Origin of the sequence: Mesorhizobium sp. M1163 (genome assembly GCF_040318415.1) — a bacterium.
Taxonomy (GTDB): domain Bacteria; phylum Pseudomonadota; class Alphaproteobacteria; order Rhizobiales; family Rhizobiaceae; genus Mesorhizobium.
This window is the reverse complement of the sequence record NZ_JAMYMF010000015.1, coordinates 12,817-31,451: the sequence shown is the minus strand read 5'-3', so window position 1 is coordinate 31,451 and position 18,635 is coordinate 12,817. Positions and strand designations below refer to the sequence as shown.

Here is an 18,635-nt window from a genome sequence, read left to right as displayed (position 1 = left end):
GCGCTCCCGCCACCTGGAACGGTCGGCGAGCATAAAATGCGCCTGTGAAGCGGCGATGACGGGAGCCACCAAAGAATGATCGGACTCGTGCTTGTAACGCACGGTCAACTGGCCGCCGAGTTCCGCAATGCCGTGGAACATGTCGTAGGGCCACAAGACAATTTCGAGACCGTGGCGATCGGTGCCGACGATGATATGGAACAACGCCGCCGCGACATTATCGACGCAGTCGGCCGCGTCGATACCGGATCAGGCGTCATCGTTTTGACCGACATGTTCGGCGGCACGCCCTCCAACCTCGCCATTTCCGTGATGGAATCCGGCCGCATCGAGGTCATTGCCGGCATGAACCTGCCGATGCTGATCAAGCTGTCCAGCGTTCGCAAAGGCGACAACATGGCGGCCGCGCTGGATGAGGCGCAGGCTGCCGGCCGCAAATACATCAACGTCGCCAGTCAGCTCCTGAGCAGCAAATGAGCGCGCTGTTGCCGGAAAAGGACAAGATCGTTCGCGACTTTCCGATCGTCAACCAGCGCGGCCTGCACGCGCGCGCCTCGGCCAAGTTCGTTCAAATTGCCAGCGGCTTCAATGCCACGGTCCAGGTCGAGAAGGACGGCGTCAAGGTCGGCGGCACCTCGATCATGGGCCTGATGATGCTGGCGGCGAGCCCCGGCTATTCGATCCGCGTCACCGCCAGCGGCCCGCAGGCCGAAGAGGTCATCGATGCGCTGGAGCAACTGGTTGCTTCCCGTTTTGGCGAGGAATGCTGACGGCGCTCTCTCGTGTTGGTCGCCGCTGAAGACATGCACGGATAAAGATTTCTTTATATCCCATTGTCGTCCGACTCCCGATCTGCTAGTCAGGCCGGCAACTCGCGCCCTCCGACACGCCTTCGGGGCGGGGCGCGTCCCGCAATCAATTCGCATCGGAGCACTGCCATGACGGGTAGCAAGGATTATGTGGTCGCCGACATCGCGCTTGCCGGCTGGGGCCGCAAGGAGATCGAGATCGCCGAAACCGAAATGCCGGGCCTGATGGCCTGCCGCGAGGAATTCGGCGACAAGAAGCCGCTCAGGGGCGCGCGCATCACCGGCTCGCTGCACATGACCATCCAGACCGCGGTGCTGATCGAAACGCTTAAGGCGCTCGGCGCCGATATCCGCTGGGCTTCCTGCAACATCTTCTCGACCCAGGACCACGCTGCCGCGGCCATTGCCGAGGCCGGAATTCCGGTGTTTGCCGTCAAGGGCGAGACGCTGGAGGATTATTGGGTCTACACCGACAAGATCTTCCAGTGGGCCGATGGCGGCACCTCCAACATGATCCTCGACGACGGTGGCGATGCTACCATGTACATCCTGATCGGCGCCCGCGCCGAGGCCGGCGAGGATGTGCTGTCCAATCCGGGCAGCGAAGAGGAAGAGATCCTGTTTGCCCAGATCAAGAAGCGCATGCAGGCATCGTCGGGCTTCTTCACCAAGCAGAAGGAAGCAATCCGCGGCGTCACCGAAGAGACGACGACCGGCGTCAATCGGCTCTATCAGTTGCAGAAAAAAGGCCTGCTGCCGTTCCCGGCGATCAACGTCAATGATTCCGTCACCAAGTCGAAATTCGACAACAAATATGGCTGCAAGGAATCGCTCGTCGACGGCATTCGCCGCGGCACCGACACGATGATGGCCGGCAAGGTCGCGGTCGTCTGCGGCTATGGCGACGTCGGCAAGGGCTCGTCGGCTTCGCTCAAGGGTGCCGGTGCCCGCGTCAAGGTCACCGAGGTCGATCCGATCTGCGCGCTGCAGGCAGCGATGGACGGTTTCGAGGTGGTCACGCTCGAAGACGCGGCACCGACGGCCGACATCGTCATCACCACCACCGGCAACAAGGACGTCGTTACCCTCGACCACATGCGCCTGATGAAGGACATGGTGATCGTCGGCAACATCGGTCACTTCGACAACGAGATCCAGGTGGCGTCGCTGCGCAACCTGAAATGGACCAACATCAAGCCGCAGGTCGATATGATCACCTTCCCGGACGGCAAGCGGATGATCCTTTTGTCGGAAGGCCGTCTGCTCAACCTCGGCAACGCCACCGGCCACCCGAGCTTCGTCATGTCGGCGTCCTTCACCAACCAGGTGTTGGCGCAGATCGAGCTGTACACCAAGCCCGGTCAGTACGAAAACCAGGTCTACGTCCTGCCGAAGCATCTCGACGAAAAGGTCGCGCGCCTGCATCTCGACAAGCTCGGTGCCCGCCTGACCGAACTATCCGGCGAACAGGCCGCCTATATCGGCGTCACTCCGCAGGGACCGTTCAAGCCGGAACACTACCGCTATTAACCACGGCGAAACTTGCCACTAGATATTGAAGCCGGGCGATTGACTTTTCGCCCGGCTTTATTTTTGCGCTGATTGATTCTTCACGCCGATTCGCGCAAGCGCTATGGTGCTGATTCGCGGTCCGGGGACGAGGCCCGGGCGCACGCATCAGGGCGGTCTTGCATTCAGGCGGCGAAGAGGACCAAGACATGCCGGGGGATAACCCGCCTTGCGCGGGACAGGCCGTTTCCGGCGGCCATAACGATTCGATCACGGGCTCCGCTGCCAGAGGCGGCAGCCTTTTATGCCGTGCCGGCAGCCGTGTCGGGGTGCTGCTTGCTTCTTCCGCGCTGGTTGGTCCGCTGCTTGGCTTTGCCGCACATGCCCAAACCCGCGTGGCGCAAAAGGCCGGGCTGTCGGTCAGCACGGTCGAGGTCATGCAACTCGCCATGTTTGTCGGCGTCATGGGGGCGGCATTGCTGTCGGCCATCTTTCTGATCCGCGAAAGGGCGCGCACCGCGGCGGAAAATGCCGAGCTCAGGACCCGCATCGCCGACGTCAATGCCGCGCTGCAGCGCTCCGAGGCGCTGCTCCATTCCCGCGACCAGCGCGTGGTCGTATGGGCCGCCGAAAACAAGAAACCCGAGCTTGTCGGAACATTGCCGATCGAGAGCGGCGCGCCGGAGGACCGGGCGGCCTTCCTGGCTTTCGGCCGCTGGCTGATGCCGCGTTCGGCGGCCGCGTTGGAACATGCCGTGGCGGCGCTGCGGGACAAGGCAAAGCCCTTCGATCTGGTCATCGAATCGCAGGCCGGCCAGCCGCTCGAGGTTCACGGCCGCAAGAGTGCGGCGCATGTATTGGTTCGCTTCGTCTCGCTTTCGGAGACACAGCGAAGCCAGGCCAGGCTGAAGATCGAGAACCAGCGCTTGGCCGCCGACCATGAGACGCTGATCGGACTTCTCGATGCGCTCAAGATGCCGTCATGGCTACGCACCGTCGACGGGCGGCTGAAATGGGTCAACCGGGCCTATGCCGAAGCGGTCGAGGCCGAGAATGCCGAATCGGCGGTTCGTGACAGCAAGGAATTCCTCGGCGGCCAGGCGCGCGACACGATTGCTGCGCAACACAAGTCGCAGCCCGTCTTCGAACAGACGCTCTCCACTGTGATCGAAGGCGACCGCCGTATGTTTGCCGTGACCGACTTTGCCGGGGCGGATGGTTCGGCTGGTCTTGCCTGCGACATCAGCGCCATCGAGGCCATTCGCGCCGAGTATGAACGGACCGTGCAGAGCCACGCCGATACGCTCGATCAGCTCAACACTGCCGTGGCGATTTTCGATACCGACGAGAAATTGCGGTTTTTCAATCAGGCGTTCCAGAAACTATGGGGCCTCGACAGCGGCTTCCTGCACAGCGCGCCGGACAACGCCTTGCTGCTCGACCGCCTGCGCAGCGAAGGCAAGATTGCCGAGCAGCCCGAATGGCGGCGCTGGAAAGAGAGCTTGCTCGGCGCTTATCGCGCGGTTGAATCGCAGGAGCATTGGTGGCATCTGCCGGACGGCAAGACCATTCGCGTCGTCGCCAACCCGCAGCCCAAGGGCGGCGTCACCTGGGTGTTCGAGAACCTGACCGAGAAGATGGACCTTGAAAGCCGCTACCAGACCGCAGTGCGGGTCCAGGGCGAAACGCTCGACAACCTTGCCGAAGGCGTCGCTGTGTTCGGCCCCGACGGCAGGCTGAGATTGTCGAATCCGGCTTTCGCGGCACTGTGGGGGCTGGATGCCGATGCCTCAAAACCCAACGTCCATGTCTCGACGATCCGCGACCTTTGCGACCGCCGTGCCGTCGATAGTCCGTGGGGCGGGTTCGTTGCCGCCATCACCGGCTTCGACGACGAGCGCCGCGACCGCCACGGCCAGACCGAACTGAACAACGGCACCGTTTTGCGCTACGCCGTCATCCCCTTGCCCAACGGCCAGGTGATGATGACCTTCGTCGACGTTACCGACAGCGTCAATGTCGAGCGGGCGCTGAAGGACAAGAATGAGGCGCTGCAAAAGTCCGACCAGATCAAGAACGAATTCGTGCAGCACGTCTCCTATGAGCTGCGCTCGCCACTCACCAACATCATCGGCTTTACCGAGCTTCTTTCACTGCCGTCGACTGGTCCGTTGAACCAGAAGCAACGCGAATATATCGGGCATGTCGGCTCGTCCTCCTCGGTCCTGCTCACCATCGTCAACGACATCCTCGATCTGGCGACGGTGGATGCCGGCATCATGGAACTCGACATTTCCGAAGTTCACATCGATCGAACCATTACAGCCGCCGCCGAACTGGTCGCCGACCGACTGGAGGAACATGCGATCAAGCTTAGGATCGACGCAGCGGCCGCGCCGAAAACCTTCCACGGCGACGAAATCCGGGTCCGCCAGATCCTCTACAATCTGCTCAGCAATGCCGCCAATTACGCGCCGGAGGCGAGCACCATAACGCTCGCCTGCCGCCAACTTGCCGACGGCGTGGAATTTTCCGTTCACGATGACGGCCCTGGCATGCCGCCGGACCTGCTTGACTCGGTGTTCCGGCGCTTCGAGCCGCGCACCAATGGCGGCCGCCGCCGCGGCGCCGGGCTCGGCCTGTCGATCGTCAAGAGCTTTGTCGAACTGCATGGCGGCAGCGTCCGCATCGAGACCGGCAGGGACAAGGGCACTACGGTTGTTTGCGCCTTTCCCGACACGCCGTCCGGCATCCGCGCGGCGGCCGAGTAGCGCGTTCGATGGCGGTATTGGTGCTGGAGCGTTTTCTCGCCGACGAGGCTGCGACGGCAAGGCTTGGTGAGGACCTCGCCATGTCGCTGCGCATTGGCGACGTGCTCGCTCTCAAGGGCGATCTCGGCGCCGGCAAGTCGACCTTGGCGCGGGCGCTGGTCAAGGCACTGGCCGACGATGCCGGCCTCGACGTGCCGAGCCCGACCTTTACGCTGGTCCAGAGTTACGACACGCGTGTGCCGGTCCATCATTTCGATCTCTACCGCTTGGGCGCGGCATCCGAGTTGGACGAGCTGGGTTTCGACGAGGCGCTGACGCAAGGGGCCGCACTGGTCGAATGGCCGGAACGGGCAGAGGCATATTTGCCGAAAACCTCGGTGCTGGTCGAACTTCTCCAGCAGGGCGACGGCCGATTGGCGAGACTATCGGGAGGGGGCGCCGCCTTCGAGCGCGCGGCGCGATCGCTGGCCATGCGCGATTTTCTCGGCCAGGCCGGTTGGGGCGAAGCGCAGCGGCGATATTTCGTCGGTGATGCCTCGGCTCGCTCCTACGAGATCGTCACGCTCGCCGGATTTCCGCCGCGCGTGCTGATGAACTCGCCAAGGCTGGTGCTCGGACCGCCAGTCCGCGACGGCAAACCCTATGCCGAGATCGCCCACACCGCGCAATCCGTTTCGGCGTTCGTCGCCATTGACCGTGCCTTGCGGGCCGGCGGCGTCAGCGTCCCGGAAATCCATGCCCAGGATCTCGACCAGGGTTTTCTGCTGCTGGAGCATCTCGGGTCCCAAGGGTTCCTGGACAAGCGCGGCCAGCCGGTGGCCGAGCGCTACGCGGCGGCGGCCGAACTGCTTGCCATGATGCACGGCAAAACATGGCCGGCCAGCATGCAGGCCGGCCCCGGCGTCTTCCACGAGGTGCCGCCTTTCGATCGCGACGCCATGATGATCGAGGCCGAATTGCTGGTCGACTGGTATGTCCCTGCGATATCAGGCGCTCCGCCAAGCGAGGCGTTGCGCGCCGGTTATCGCAGCGAATGGAATGCGGTGCTCGATCGGCTCGAGGGGCGCGAATACACGCTAATGCTGCGCGACTTCCATTCGCCCAACCTGATCTGGCGCGGTGATCGTTCCGGTCACGATCGTCTCGGCGTCGTCGATGTCCAGGATGCGCTCATCGGTCCGTCAGCCTACGACGTCGCCTCGCTCGCCATGGACGCGCGCGTCACCATTTCACCTGAAATCGAAAAGCACACGCTCGCCGCCTATATCGCCGCGCGACGCGACGCCGGCGTCTTCGACGAAGACGAATTCCGCGAAACCTATGCAATCATGGCCGCACAGCGCAATTCCAAGATCCTCGGCATTTTCGTGCGGCTCGAAAAACGCGACAGCAAGCCTTATTATCTGAAGCATCTGCCGCGCATCCGCGATTATCTTCGCCGGGCGCTGGCGCATCCGGCGCTGGCCGGGCTGCAGGATTTCTACATCGCCCACGGCTTGCTGGAGGAACGCTCGATTTGAAGGCTAAGGATTTGGGCCTGAAAGCGTCGGGACCGATGCCGACGACCGCCATGGTGCTTGCCGCCGGGCTCGGCAAGCGCATGCGGCCGATCACCGAGACCATGCCGAAGCCGCTGGTCAAGGTCGCCGGCAAGACATTGCTCGACTGGGGGCTGGACAGCCTAGCCGAAGCCGGTGTCGCCAAGGCCGTCGTCAACGTCCATTACCTGCCGCAACAGATCGTGGACCATGTAGCCCGCCGCAGTGCGCCGAGAATCGTCATCTCGGATGAGAGCAGCGGCCTGCTCGACTCTGCCGGCGGCATCGTCAAGGCATTGCCCAAGTTAGGGGCACCCTTCTATGTGCTCAACGCCGACACCTTCTGGATCGACAGCGGCGTTTCCAATCTCAGGCGACTTGCCCTTGCATGGGAGGGCGCGACAATGGACATTCTGCTGATGCTTGCGGATCTCCAGTCGGCAACCGGACATAGCGGCGGCACCGATTTCCTGATGGCGCCGGACGGCGCGTTGCGGCGTGCGAACAACGATCCGGCCGGCCTGATCTATGCCGGCGCCGCAATCGTCCATCCGCGCATCTTCAAGGACGCGCCGGCCGGCCCGCTGTCGCTCAACGCCTATTTCGATGCGGCAATCGCCGCCGGCCGCCTGTTCGGCATGACGATGCGTGGCCATTGGATCACTGTCGGTACACCCGACGCGATCCCGCGGGCGGAAGCAGCGGTCGCCGCCGCGCTTGCCGGCACGCCTGATGCTCTTGCTGAGGCACCCGGCGCTCTTACCGAGTCGAAATGAGCGGCTCCCGCCGCGTTTTCTCGATCCCGCCCGGAGCGCCGTTCCTGCCGACGCTGGCCGAGGCGCTGCTTGCAGGGCGCCTGGTTCCCGGCCTTGCCTATGATGGCGATCCGCTGGTGCTGGCCGATCTCACCATCTACGTGCCGACGCGCCGTGCAGCGCGGGCGCTCCGCGGCGTCTTCGTCGATGCTCTCTCGCGCTCGGGAAGCCGTTCGGCGATCCTGCCGGTCATCCGCCCACTTGGTGAGTTTGATGAAGATGAAGCCGCCTTCGAGACGGAAGCTTCGGCCGCCATCGACTTTGCGCCGCCGATCGCCGCGGTCGAGCGTCTTCTGCTGCTTGCGCCGCTGGTGCGGGCGTGGAAACGCCGCCTGCCGGCACATGTCGCGGCATTGTTCGACGAGGAGATCGTCATCCCGGCCTCCGCCGCCGACGCCATCTGGCTGGCGCGCGACCTTGCACGGCTGATGGATGAGATCGAGACGGAAGGCACGGATTGGGCGAGGCTCGCCGACCTTGTAACCGGCAACCTTGCAGGCTGGTGGCAGGTGACGCTCGATTTCCTGACCATCGTGACTGAGAACTGGCCGAAGCTGCTCGAGGAACGCCGTCGCTCCAATCCGGCAGCGCATCGCAATGCCCTGATAAGGCTGGAAGCGGCGCGGCTGAAGCGCAATCCACCCGCCGGGCCGGTGATCGCCGCCGGCTCTACCGGCTCCATCCCCGCCACGGCCGAGCTGCTTGCCGTAATCGCCGGTCTGCCCAATGGCGCTGTTGTGCTGCCCGGCCTCGACCGGACGCTGGACGAGCCGTCCTTTGCCGCCGTCAGTGCACCTGGTGCGCGGCCGGCTTTGCTTGGCCATCCGCAATACGGCCTGGCAAAGTTGATCGGCAAGATCGGGGTGCTTCGGGCCGATGTCGGGGAGCTTGCTGTTGCGCCGCGGCCACTTGCGCTGCGCGCCGCACTTGTCGGCGAGGCGCTGCGGCCGGCGGAGACCACCGAGCTCTGGGCCGAGACGCGCGCGCGCTTCACCGCTGGCGATAGTGCCGAGGCCTTCGCTGGTGTGACGCTTCTCGAGGCCGCCAGCGAACGCGACGAAGCCGTGGCGATCGCCGTTGCGCTCAAACAGGCCGTCGAACGGCCCGGCCAGCGCGCCGCACTGGTCACCGGCGACCGCGCGCTGGCGCGACGCGTCTCGGTCGAGCTGTTGCGCTTCGGCGTCGCCGCCGACGATTCCGGCGGCACGCCGCTCATCAACACGCCAGCCGCCAGCCTGCTCCGGCTGGCGCTTCAGGCGGCGTTCCGCCCGGGCGATCCGGTCGCCCTGCTGTCACTGCTCAAGCATCCCTTGCTTGGCCTCGGCCTGGAGCGGGCAAGCGTCCGCCATGCGGCCGAAATCGTCGAACTCGTGGCGCTGCGCGGCGGCACCGGTCGCCCGGACGTCGCGTCGCTGCCGCAACTCTTCGGTGCCCGGCTTGCCGAATTCGACGACGGCGGCAATCGCCGCCCGCCTTTCTGGCGATCGCGCCTCTCGGTCAGGCGCATCGAACAGGCGCGCGATCTGCTGATCCGGCTAACGGCTGCGCTGGCGCCGCTGGTTGCCTTTCGCGGCGAGGAGAATGCCGATCTTGCCACGCTTGTGCGCGCCAGTGTCGGCGTGCTCGAAAGCCTCGGCCGCGCTGCTGACGGAAGCCTCAGCGAACTCTATGCCGGCGATGCCGGTGAAAAGCTTGCCGAGCTCTTGCGCGGTCTGGTCGCGGCCTCGGTGTCGTTCTCCTTCGCCGCGGACGAATGGCCCGATGTGATGGAGGCGCTGATTGCGCCCGAAATGGTCAAGCCGGCGCAGGGCACCGACAGGAGCATCGCCATCTGGGGCGTGCTGGAAGCGCGGCTTCAGGATATCGACACGCTGGTCGTCGGCGGACTCAACGAAGGCGTGTGGCCGCGCAAGCCGGAGAGTGACCGCTTTATGTCGCGGCTGATGAAGACCGGCATCGATCTTGAACCGCCGGAGCGGCGCATCGGCCTTGCCGCCCATGATTTCCAGATGGCCATGGGCGCCAAAAAAGTGGTGCTGGCTCGCTCCGCCCGTTCCGGCGACGCTCCGTCGGTGCCGTCGCGCTGGCTGCAGCGTATCCTTACCTTCGTCGGCGAGGACCATGCTGTGGCACTTCGCCGGCGCGGCGATGAACTGCTTGCCTGGGCGCGTGCGCTTGATGCCGGCGAAAAGCAGGACTTTGCGCCGAGGCCGCAGCCGAAACCGCCGCTCGCCCTGCGGCCGCACCACTTCTCGGTCACCGAGATCGAGACGCTACGTCGCGACCCATATGCGGTCTATGCCAGAAGGATACTCGGCCTGATGCCACTCGATCCGGTCGTTCGTGATCCGGGCGCTGCCGAGCGCGGCACGCTGTTTCACGCCATTCTGCACCTCTTCTCAGCGAGGGTGGCCGACCCGCGCGCGCCGGAGGCGCTGGACGGGCTCATCGCCGCCGGCCGGTCCTGCTTTGCCGAGGCTGCCCTGCCCGCCGATGTCGAGGCGGTGTGGTGGCCGCGCTTCGAAAAGCTTGCCGCCGGCATTATCGAATGGGAGCGCGGCCGGGCCGCCGCCGTGGTACGGCGGCACGCCGAGGAACGCGCCGAAAAGACCGGCGTCGGCCGATCCGGCGTGACCCTGTCCGGCTATGCCGATCGCATCGATCTGCTGGCCGGCGGCATGGCCGACATCCTCGATTACAAGACCGGCTCCTCGCCATCCAAAGCGCAGGCGCACACGCTGCTCGCGCCGCAACTGGCGCTGGAGGGCGCGCTGCTGCGTCGCGGCGCCTTCAAGGAGCTTGGCGCATGCGAGCCGTCGCAATTGGCCTTCGTGCGGCTGAAGCCGAACGGAGAGGTGTTCGAGGAATCGATCCTCGAATACAACCGCAAGCCGCGAACCGCCGCCGATCTCGCCGAAGAGGCTTGGGCGCGGCTGGAAAAACTGCTGATCCACTACGCCGACCCGGCGACCGGCTATCTGTCGCGGGCGCTGCCGTTCCGCGAAGGTGAGACCGACGGCGACTACGACCATCTCGCCCGCGTGCTGGAATGGTCCGCCGGCGGCGACGCCGACGAGGAGGGAGGGGAGGCGTGAAGAAGGCCTATCCCATCCCGAGCGACACCGCCGCCAGCCAAGCGAGCGCCTCCGACCCGCATAACTCCGCATGGGTGTCGGCAAACGCCGGATCGGGCAAGACCCATGTGCTCGCCCAGCGCGTCATCCGGCTTTTGCTGCGCGGCACCGATCCGTCCAAGATCCTGTGCTTGACCTATACGCGCGCCGCCGCCGCCAACATGTCGAACCGGGTGTTTTCGACCCTATCGCAATGGACGGCGCTTGGTGATGCCGAGCTCTCGACACGGATAGAGGCGCTGGACAGCCGCCAGCCCGACCGCGAAACCATGCGCCAGGCGCGGCGGCTGTTTGCCGAGGCGCTGGAAACACCGGGCGGGCTGAAGATCCAGACCATTCACGCCTTCTGCGAATCGGTGCTGCATCAGTTCCCGCTGGAAGCCAACATCCCGGCGCATTTCGAAATGCTTGATCCGCAAATGGAGGCTTCGCTGTTCGCCGCCGCCCGCCGCGACATGATCTCCGGCGGCGTTGCAGGCGATGCGGCACTGGCCGAGGCTTTCGCCACCGTGCTGGAGCGCGGCGGCGAACATGGGCTCGACGCGTTGCTAGGCGAGATCGTGCGCAAGCGCGACGGTTTGCGCACCTTCGTCGCCGCGGCCGGCGGCGATGGTTTTCAGGCGCTGTTCGACGAGTTCCATTTCCGCGCCGGCCAGACCGCCGAAGGCATCGCCGCCTCGGTCTGGCCGCTGCCCGGCTTCCTGCCGGATTATCTCGTCACCTTTTCACGGGCGGCCGAGGCCGCCGATGCGCGCATCGTGCTGAACAATCTGCTGCCATACGCCCGTCTTGCCTTTGCCGAGGACGATCCGGTCCGACGCCTGAATTTGCTCTCCAAGGCTTTCTTGAGGGCCGATGGCGAGCCTTATGATCCGGCAAAGACGTTCAAGAAGGCGCTGCTCGACCGGCTGCCCGATCTTGCCGAACGTTATCTCGTGGCGGTCGACGCTATTCTCGAAATCTCCGACCGCCTGGCCTTGTTCAGGATGTTGGAAGGCACGCGTGCCGCGCTGACCATCGCCGACTGGCTGATCGCCCGCTACGAGCAATTGAAGCGCGCCCGCGGCTTCCTCGACTTCAACGACCTGATCACCCGCACTGTCAATCTACTGGCGCGGCCCGACGCCGGCCCATGGGTGCAATACAAGCTCGACCAGGGCATCGACCACATCCTCCTCGACGAGGCGCAGGACACCAGTCCCGACCAGTGGGACGTGGTCAAGCGGCTGGCGGAGGAGTTCTTTGCCGGGCTCGGCGCCCGCGACGCCGTCCACCGCACCATCTTTGCCGTCGGTGATGAAAAGCAGTCGATCTATTCCTTTCAGGGGGCCGCCCCGGATTCCTTTGCTGACAGCCGGCTTTTGTTTGCCGGCAAAGTTAGAAGCGCCGCCGCCGCCTTCGCCGATCTCAAGCTGACCTGGTCGTTCCGCTCGACCGACGACGTGCTTGCGGCGGTGGATCGTGTCTTTGCCGACCCGAACGTGCGGCGCGGCATCAGCCACGATCCCGATCCGCTCGACCACAAGGCGATCCGCACCGATGCGCCGGGTTATGTCGAGGTCTGGCCGTCGATCGGCGCCGATGTCGTCGACGAACCAGACGATTGGACGCAAGCGGTCGACCATGCCCATGCGCCGGCGGTGCGCGTCGCTGAAAACGTCGCGGCAACCATTGCCGGCTGGATCGGCGGCGGCGAGACTATCGAAGGCCGCGGCAAGAAACTGCGGCCCGGCGACGTGCTGGTGCTGGTGCGCAAGCGCGATCGCTTCGTCCATGCGCTGACGCGGGCGCTGAAGCGCCGCGACATTCCGGTGGCCGGCGCCGACCGGCTCAGCCTGCCCGGCCACATCGCGGTGAAGGACCTGATCGCACTCGGCCATTTTCTCATCCAGCCGCAGGACGATCTGTCGCTGGCCGCCGTGCTGCGCAGCCCGATCTTCGATGTCTCGGAAGAGCAGCTCTTCGCACTTGCTGCCGAGAGGCCGTCGGGCGTCTCGCTGATCGCCTCGCTGCGCCGGCATGCCGGCGAAAGCGAGGCGTTGGCCGCCGTCGTCAGCCGGCTCGACACATGGTCGAACGAAGTCGCATTCAAGCCGGTGTTCGAATTTTACGCCGGAGCTCTCGCCCGCGACGGCCTGCGCAAGAAGATGATCGCGCGGCTCGGTCCGGAGGCCGGCGACATCCTCGACGAATTCCTGAATTTCTGCCTGGCCGAGGAGCGGACCGGCCTGCCGGGACTGGAATCCTTCCTGTCGACATTGGAAAACGCCGGCCCCGAGATCAAGCGCGAAATGGACCAGACCCGCGACGAGGTTCGCGTCATGACCGTGCATGCCGCCAAGGGCCTGGAAGCGCCGGTGGTATTCCTGGTCGATGGCGGCTCCGCGCCGTTCAGCGACCAGCACCTGCCGAGATTGATGCCGTTCGAAGGGTCGGGCGACTGCTGGGAGGGCAAGGGCTATCTCTGGCGGTCGGCCAGCGATGTCGCCAATGGATTTTCACGCGCCGCATCGGCCCGCGCCCGCGAGCTCGCCGACGACGAATACCGCCGGCTGCTCTATGTCGGCATGACTCGCGCCGAGGATCGGCTGATCGTCTGCGGCTACCATGGCAAGCGGGCGCAGAATATCGGCACCTGGCATTCGGTCGTCAGCCGCGCGCTGGTCGGCGCCGCTGAAAGCGCGGAACGCCGGCATCCCGCCACTGGCGAGACCGTGCATCGTTTCCAGGTGACGAAGCTGCCGCCCATGCCACTGGCGGCAGTGGATGAGGCACGGCAGGCGGAACGCTTTGCGCCACTGCCGGAAACCCTGTTCCAGCCTTTGCCGCCTTTCGAGGAACTGCCGCGGCCGCTCTCGCCGTCCGGCGCCTCGGTGCTGATCGACGAGGCGCGGCAAGCGGTGGCCGACACGCGTTCGCCGGTATTGGATGCCGACGCCGAGCCCGGCTTTGCCGTGATTCGCGGGTTGGCGCTGCACAAATTGCTGCAGATGCTGCCCGGCATCGCCGAGGGAAAACGCCAGGATGCCGCCGAGCGCTATTTGGCGCGCGCCGGAGCTCAATGGCCTGAAGACGAGCGCGACAAAGCCTTGGCTGGCGTTTCCAGAATTCTTGCCGACAGCCGCTTCGCGCCGCTGTTTGCACCAAACTCGCGCGCTGAAGTCGCCATCATGGGCAGCCTGGAGGTGAGGGGCAAACTGCGCTCGATCTCCGGCAAGATCGACCGGCTGGCAGTAACGCCGGACAAGGTTTCGATCGTCGACTACAAGACCAATCGGCCAGCGCCAGCTACGCTCGCCGAAGTGCCGCAAGCCTATGTTCTGCAACTCGCACTTTATCGCGCGCTGCTTCAGCCGCTCTATCCGGGACGCGAGGTCTCGGCGGCGCTGCTGTTCACCGAGGCGCCGCGGCTGATCGAACTGCCGGCGGCCGCAATGGACGACGCGCTTGCTAGACTCACGGGAGCGTGACACAACACTTGCTTGAAGACGGACACGATCACCACCACATTTGGTGCGACGAACAAATCGAAAGGATCTCAGCATGGCCACCGTCAAGGTCGACAAGAGCAATTTCCAGGCCGACGTGCTCAACGCCAAGGAGCCGGTCGTGGTCGATTTCTGGGCGGAATGGTGCGGCCCGTGCAAGATGATCGCCCCGGCGCTTGAGGATATCGCCATCGAACTCGGCAGCAAGATAAAGATCGCCAAGCTCAACATCGATGAGAATCCTGAGCTGGCCGCGCAGTTCGGCGTGCGCTCGATCCCGACGCTGATGATCTTCAAGGGCGGCGAAGTCGCCGATATGAAGGTCGGTGCTGCGCCGAAAACGGCATTGTCGCACTGGATCAACGGCAGTCTCGCCTGATCCGATCAAAATTTTGCAGAAAAGCCCGGCCTCGCGCCGGGCTTTCTTTTGCTGGCGTCATTGGTGGGCCGCTCTGGCACTCGCGGCTTGCCGCCCCGTATTCTTCTCTTCTGAATACAAAGGAGAAGCGATATGATCGGATCCGCCAAGGCCACCGTCTTCATCGACAATGAGCGCGTCATCGTCACCGAATACCGCTTCGCCCCGGGCGACAACACCGGCTGGCACCGCCATGGCCACGACTATGTGATCGTGCCGTTGACCGACGGCAAGGTGAAGCTCCTGACCAAGGATGGCGAATCCTTCGCCGAAATGAAGAAGGGCGCGCCCTATTTCCGCAACGAGGGCGTCGAACATGACGTCATCAGCGCAAACGATGGCGAATTCGCCTTCATCGAGGTCGAGCTGAAGTAGTCCACCAACCATCGGCTGCGCCGCTACAATTGTCCGGCGAGGCGCGATCACCAATCCGCGATGCGATCGCCGCCGACGAATTGTGCGCTTTTCTCAGTGTATTCGAACAGTTCGATCTTCACGCCGTTGGGGTCGCGGATCCAAGCCTGGTAGGTGTCATCGCACGCGCGTTTCTTGGAAGTGACATCAACCCCCTCTGACCTCAGATGGGCGATCGCGGCGTCGATGTTTTCCACTTCGAGGCAGAAGTGGTTGATCTGGTTCAAGTCGCTATAGCTCGCGCCGTCTTTCTGGAACACTTCGACATGGCTACGGCTCCCGCAATTGAGATAGAAGCCGAAAATCTTGCCGTCGCGCAGGAAATTGAACTGCGTATCCATGCCGAGGACGTCCCGATAGAAGCTTCGCGTCTTCTCCAGGTCATTCGCGAAAATGCAAACGTGAGCGAGCTGCTTTACCTTGATCATGATTGGCTCCTCGCGGTGATCTGATAGGTGTGGCGTCATCATGGCCCGGGTGGAGGCACGCCTCAAACCGGCGGTGTGCCGTTTTCGGCCAATACCGCACCGGCCAGGTAAAGCGATCCGCCGATCAGGATTCGCGGCGACGGTCCGTCCCACGTGTCGCGCAGCAGCATCAGCGCATTGGCGACGGAACTGACGGGTTCGGCCGACAGGCCGGCCTCGATGGCGCGCGTCGCCAGTTCGTCGTTCGGCACGCCCGCGTCGCTCGTGCTCACCGGCACGGTGTAAACGTGCCGCACCAGCCCTTTGAAGGCACGGAAATAGCCGCTTTGGTCCTTGGTGTTGATCATGCCCGAGATCAGGAACAGCGGCCGCGGGTTCTTGTCCTCTTGCTCGGCCAGCGCCTCGGCGACGACCACGCCAGCGCCGGGATTGTGGCCGCCGTCGAGCCAGATGTCGGCGCCCTTCGGCGCCAGTTCGCTCAGCCGGCCCTGAGGCAGCTTTTGCATGCGGCCCGGCCAGGCGACATTCGTCATCGCCTTCTCGGCGGCGCGGTGGCTGATCTCGAAGCCCGCCGCCTTGACCGCTGCGATCGCCGCTGCCGCATTGGCGAATTGATGGCGCCCCGGCAGGCGCGGCGGCGGCAGGTCCATCAATCCGTCTTCGTCCTGATAGACCATGCGCCCGTTTTCCTCATAGGCAAGGAAATCCTGGCCATAGACGAAGGCGGGGCAGTCGAGCCGTTCGGCGGTTTCGATGAGCACCTGCTGCGCCGTCTCGCTTTCCTGCGCGCCGATGACGACCGGGCATCCACGCTTGATGATGCCGGCCTTTTCGGCGGCGATCAGTTCAACGCGGTCGCCGAGATAGGCTTCGTGGTCGAGCGAGACCGGCATGATCACCGACACGGCCGGCTCGGCGATGACATTGGTGGCGTCGAATCGGCCGCCAAGGCCGACCTCGAGGATGACGGCATCGGCCGGATATTCGGAAAACAGCACGAAGGTGACTGCGGTGAGGATTTCGAACACGGTGATCTTCTGGCCTTGATTGGCCTTGGCGACGCGGGCGATGGCTTCGGCGAAGACCTTGTCGTCCACCAGCCTGCCGCCGCCATCGGCGGCCAGTCGGTAGCGCTCATGCCAGTTCACCAGATGTGGCGATGTGTGGACATGGACGCGGTAGCCGGCGGCTTCGAGCAGCGCCCGTGAAAAGGCGGCACAGGAGCCCTTGCCGTTGGTGCCGGCGATGTGGATGACCGGCGGCAGCTGGTCCTGCGGGCTGCCGAGGCGCTCGAGTAGCCGCGAAATGCGGTCAAGCGAAAGGTCGAAGCCCTTCGGGTGAAGCGCCATCAGGCTTTCGATTTCGCGGTCGGCGGCAAGCGTGGTCATGAAGGAATCCTAAGCGTGCGCACAACGGCACACAACAGCCGCCCGCGCCGCATGATGTCGTGTCAGGCTTGCGGCCTGGCCTCGACCGGGATCACCGACGGCGGCAGGATTTCCGGCTCCTGCGATTTTTGCTCTTCCGGCAGCTTGAGCAGCATTCTCAGCAGCCGCGCAATCGTCTGGCGCATCTCCAGCCGTGACACCACCATGTCGACCATGCCGTGTTCCATCAGATATTCGGCGCGCTGGAAGCCGTCGGGCAGCTTTTCCCTGATGGTCTGCTCGATGACGCGCGGGCCGGCAAAGCCGATCAGGGCGCCGGGCTCCGCAATGTGCACGTCACCCAGCATGGCGTAGGAGGCGGTGACGCCGCCGGTCGTCGGGTTGGTCAGGACGACGATGTAGGGAAGGCCGGCCTCCTTCAGTCTGTCGACGCCGACCGTGGTCCGCGGCAACTGCATCAGCGACAGGATGCCTTCCTGCATACGGGCGCCGCCGGAGGCCGCAAACAGGATCAGCGGCCGCTTGCGCTGCAGGGCGACCTCAAAGCCATGCACTATGGCGTCACCGGCCGCCATGCCGAGCGAGCCGCCCATGAAGGCAAAATCCTGCACCGTCACCACCACCGGCAGGCCTTCGACGGTACCCAGCGCATTGATAATGGCGTCTTCCATGCCGGTCTTGGCCTTGGCATCCTTCAGCCGGTCTACATAGCGCTTCTCGTCGCGGAACTTGAGTGGATCCTGCACCACCTTGGGATTTTCCAGCGTCTCGTATTTGCCGTCGTCGAGGAAGAACTTCAGCCGTTCCTTGGCCGATATCTTCATATGGTGGCCGGAGGACGGGATGACGAACTGGTTCTGCTCCAGATCCTTGTGGAACACCATTTCGCCGGTCTCGGGATCCTTGATCCACAGGTTTTCCGGCATGTCGGTGCGGCGGCCGAGCATCGAATTGATCTTCGGGCGGACGTAATTGGTGATCCAGTTCATCGCTCGGCTCCTGTCCTTACGAAGAGTTAGACCATGATCCCGAAAAGTGGAAACCGGTTTTCGGCAAAGATCATGGTCAGCCAGATGATCAAGACTATTCGGCGGCAGCAAGGCGAGCCGCGCGAACCCCTTGCGACAGCCCGCTGACCAGCGTGGCGACAGCTTCTGCCGGATCGGCGGTCTTTTCGCCCTTCGGCCCGAGCACGTTGGCGACCGCATTGACGATCGCCGTGCCGACGACGACGCCGTCGGCCGAGGCACCGATGGTGCGCGCCTGCTCGGCGGTCTTGACGCCGAAGCCGACGCAGACGGGCAGGTCGGTATGGCTCTTGATGCGCTTGACCGCTGCCGCCACCTTGCCGGTGTCGGCCAGCGCCGAGCCGGTAATGCCGGTCATCGAGACATAGTAGACGAAGCCCGACGTGTTCTGCAGCACCTTGCGCAGGCGCTTGTCGTCGGTGGTCGGGGTCGCCAGCCGGATGAAGTTGATGCCGGCCTTGAGTGCCGGGATGCAAAGCTCCTCGTCCATCTCCGGTGGCAGGTCGACGACGATCAGCCCGTCTATGCCGCTGGCCAGCGCGTCGCTCAGGAAGCGCTTGACGCCGTAGATGTAGATCGGATTGTAGTAGCCCATCAAGACAATCGGCGTTTCATTGTCGCCGGCGCGGAATTCCGAGGCCATCTTCAGCGTCTTGACCAGGGTCTGGCCGCCCTTCAGCGCCCGCAGGCCGGCCGCCTGGATCGCCGGGCCGTCGGCCATCGGATCGGAAAACGGCATGCCGAGCTCGATGATGTCGCTGCCGGCGCCAGGCAGCGCTTTCATGATCGACAGCGACGTGTCGTAGTCGGGGTCGCCGCCCATGAAATAGGTGACGAGTGCCGGTCGGCCTTCGGCCTTCAGCTTCGCCATGCGGCGGTCGATACGGGTGGTCAT

14 protein-coding genes are annotated in these 18,635 nt (G+C 64.3%); 10 read left to right on the top strand and 4 right to left on the bottom strand.

Annotation, left to right across the window (positions count from 1 at the left end; all coding sequences use genetic code 11):
• The first annotated feature begins 75 nt into the window (after positions 1-75).
• From NKH43_RS15920 to NKH43_RS15875, 10 genes are all read left to right on the top strand, one after another.
• Positions 76-477, top strand: coding sequence for a PTS sugar transporter subunit IIA (locus NKH43_RS15920; RefSeq protein WP_023718280.1), 402 nt, complete (start codon positions 76-78; stop codon positions 475-477).
• The gene (locus NKH43_RS15915) at positions 474-770 is read left to right on the top strand and encodes an HPr family phosphocarrier protein (RefSeq protein WP_023718281.1); all 297 of its coding nucleotides are present in this window, start codon (positions 474-476) and stop codon (positions 768-770) included. Before NKH43_RS15920 ends, NKH43_RS15915 begins: the two co-directional genes overlap by 4 nt.
• A gap of 168 nt (positions 771-938) precedes the next feature.
• Positions 939-2,339, top strand: coding sequence for an adenosylhomocysteinase (gene ahcY, locus NKH43_RS15910; RefSeq protein ID WP_352591225.1), 1,401 nt, complete (start codon positions 939-941; stop codon positions 2,337-2,339).
• 188 nt (positions 2,340-2,527) lie between these two features.
• On the top strand, positions 2,528-5,089 hold the full coding sequence (locus NKH43_RS15905) for a sensor histidine kinase (RefSeq protein ID WP_352591223.1): 2,562 nt from the start codon (positions 2,528-2,530) through the stop codon (positions 5,087-5,089).
• 8 nt (positions 5,090-5,097) lie between these two features.
• Complete coding sequence (gene tsaE, locus NKH43_RS15900) at positions 5,098-6,609, top strand: tRNA (adenosine(37)-N6)-threonylcarbamoyltransferase complex ATPase subunit type 1 TsaE (RefSeq protein ID WP_352858950.1); 1,512 nt, start codon at positions 5,098-5,100, stop codon at positions 6,607-6,609.
• A gap of 50 nt (positions 6,610-6,659) precedes the next feature.
• A complete protein-coding gene (locus NKH43_RS15895; protein ID WP_352716576.1) occupies positions 6,660-7,403 on the top strand; it encodes a nucleotidyltransferase family protein in 744 nt (247 codons plus the stop codon).
• Positions 7,400-10,537 carry a double-strand break repair protein AddB gene (gene addB, locus NKH43_RS15890; protein ID WP_352716501.1) on the top strand — a complete coding sequence of 1,046 codons (3,138 nt, stop codon included), beginning with the start codon at positions 7,400-7,402 and terminating at the stop codon, positions 10,535-10,537. Before NKH43_RS15895 ends, addB begins: the two co-directional genes overlap by 4 nt.
• Positions 10,534-14,046: a double-strand break repair helicase AddA gene (gene addA, locus NKH43_RS15885; RefSeq protein WP_352858948.1), complete on the top strand. Its 3,513-nt coding sequence runs from the start codon at positions 10,534-10,536 to the stop codon at positions 14,044-14,046. The genes addB and addA overlap by 4 nt, the downstream gene beginning before the upstream one ends.
• A 73-nt stretch (positions 14,047-14,119) precedes the next feature.
• Positions 14,120-14,443 (top strand): thioredoxin, encoded by a 324-nt coding sequence (trxA, locus tag NKH43_RS15880; protein ID WP_023677558.1) that lies wholly within the window; start codon positions 14,120-14,122, stop codon positions 14,441-14,443.
• A 132-nt stretch (positions 14,444-14,575) separates the two neighbouring features.
• Positions 14,576-14,857: a cupin domain-containing protein gene (locus NKH43_RS15875; protein WP_352484475.1), complete on the top strand. Its 282-nt coding sequence runs from the start codon at positions 14,576-14,578 to the stop codon at positions 14,855-14,857.
• 47 nt (positions 14,858-14,904) lie between these two features.
• Here the strand turns inward: NKH43_RS15875 and NKH43_RS15870 are convergent, their stop codons facing one another.
• The 4 genes from NKH43_RS15870 to trpA form a co-directional block, all read right to left on the bottom strand.
• Positions 14,905-15,324, bottom strand: coding sequence for a VOC family protein (locus tag NKH43_RS15870; protein WP_023718288.1), 420 nt, complete (start codon positions 15,322-15,324; stop codon positions 14,905-14,907).
• A gap of 62 nt (positions 15,325-15,386) precedes the next feature.
• Positions 15,387-16,712, bottom strand: a complete 1,326-nt coding sequence (locus NKH43_RS15865) for a bifunctional folylpolyglutamate synthase/dihydrofolate synthase (protein ID WP_352484474.1) — start codon at positions 16,710-16,712, stop codon at positions 15,387-15,389.
• Positions 16,713-16,774: 62 nt separating this feature from the next.
• A complete protein-coding gene (accD, locus tag NKH43_RS15860) occupies positions 16,775-17,701 on the bottom strand; it encodes an acetyl-CoA carboxylase, carboxyltransferase subunit beta (RefSeq protein ID WP_023718290.1) in 927 nt (308 codons plus the stop codon).
• A 94-nt stretch (positions 17,702-17,795) separates the two neighbouring features.
• Positions 17,796-18,635, bottom strand: a complete 840-nt coding sequence (gene trpA / locus NKH43_RS15855; RefSeq protein WP_352484473.1) for a tryptophan synthase subunit alpha — start codon at positions 18,633-18,635, stop codon at positions 17,796-17,798.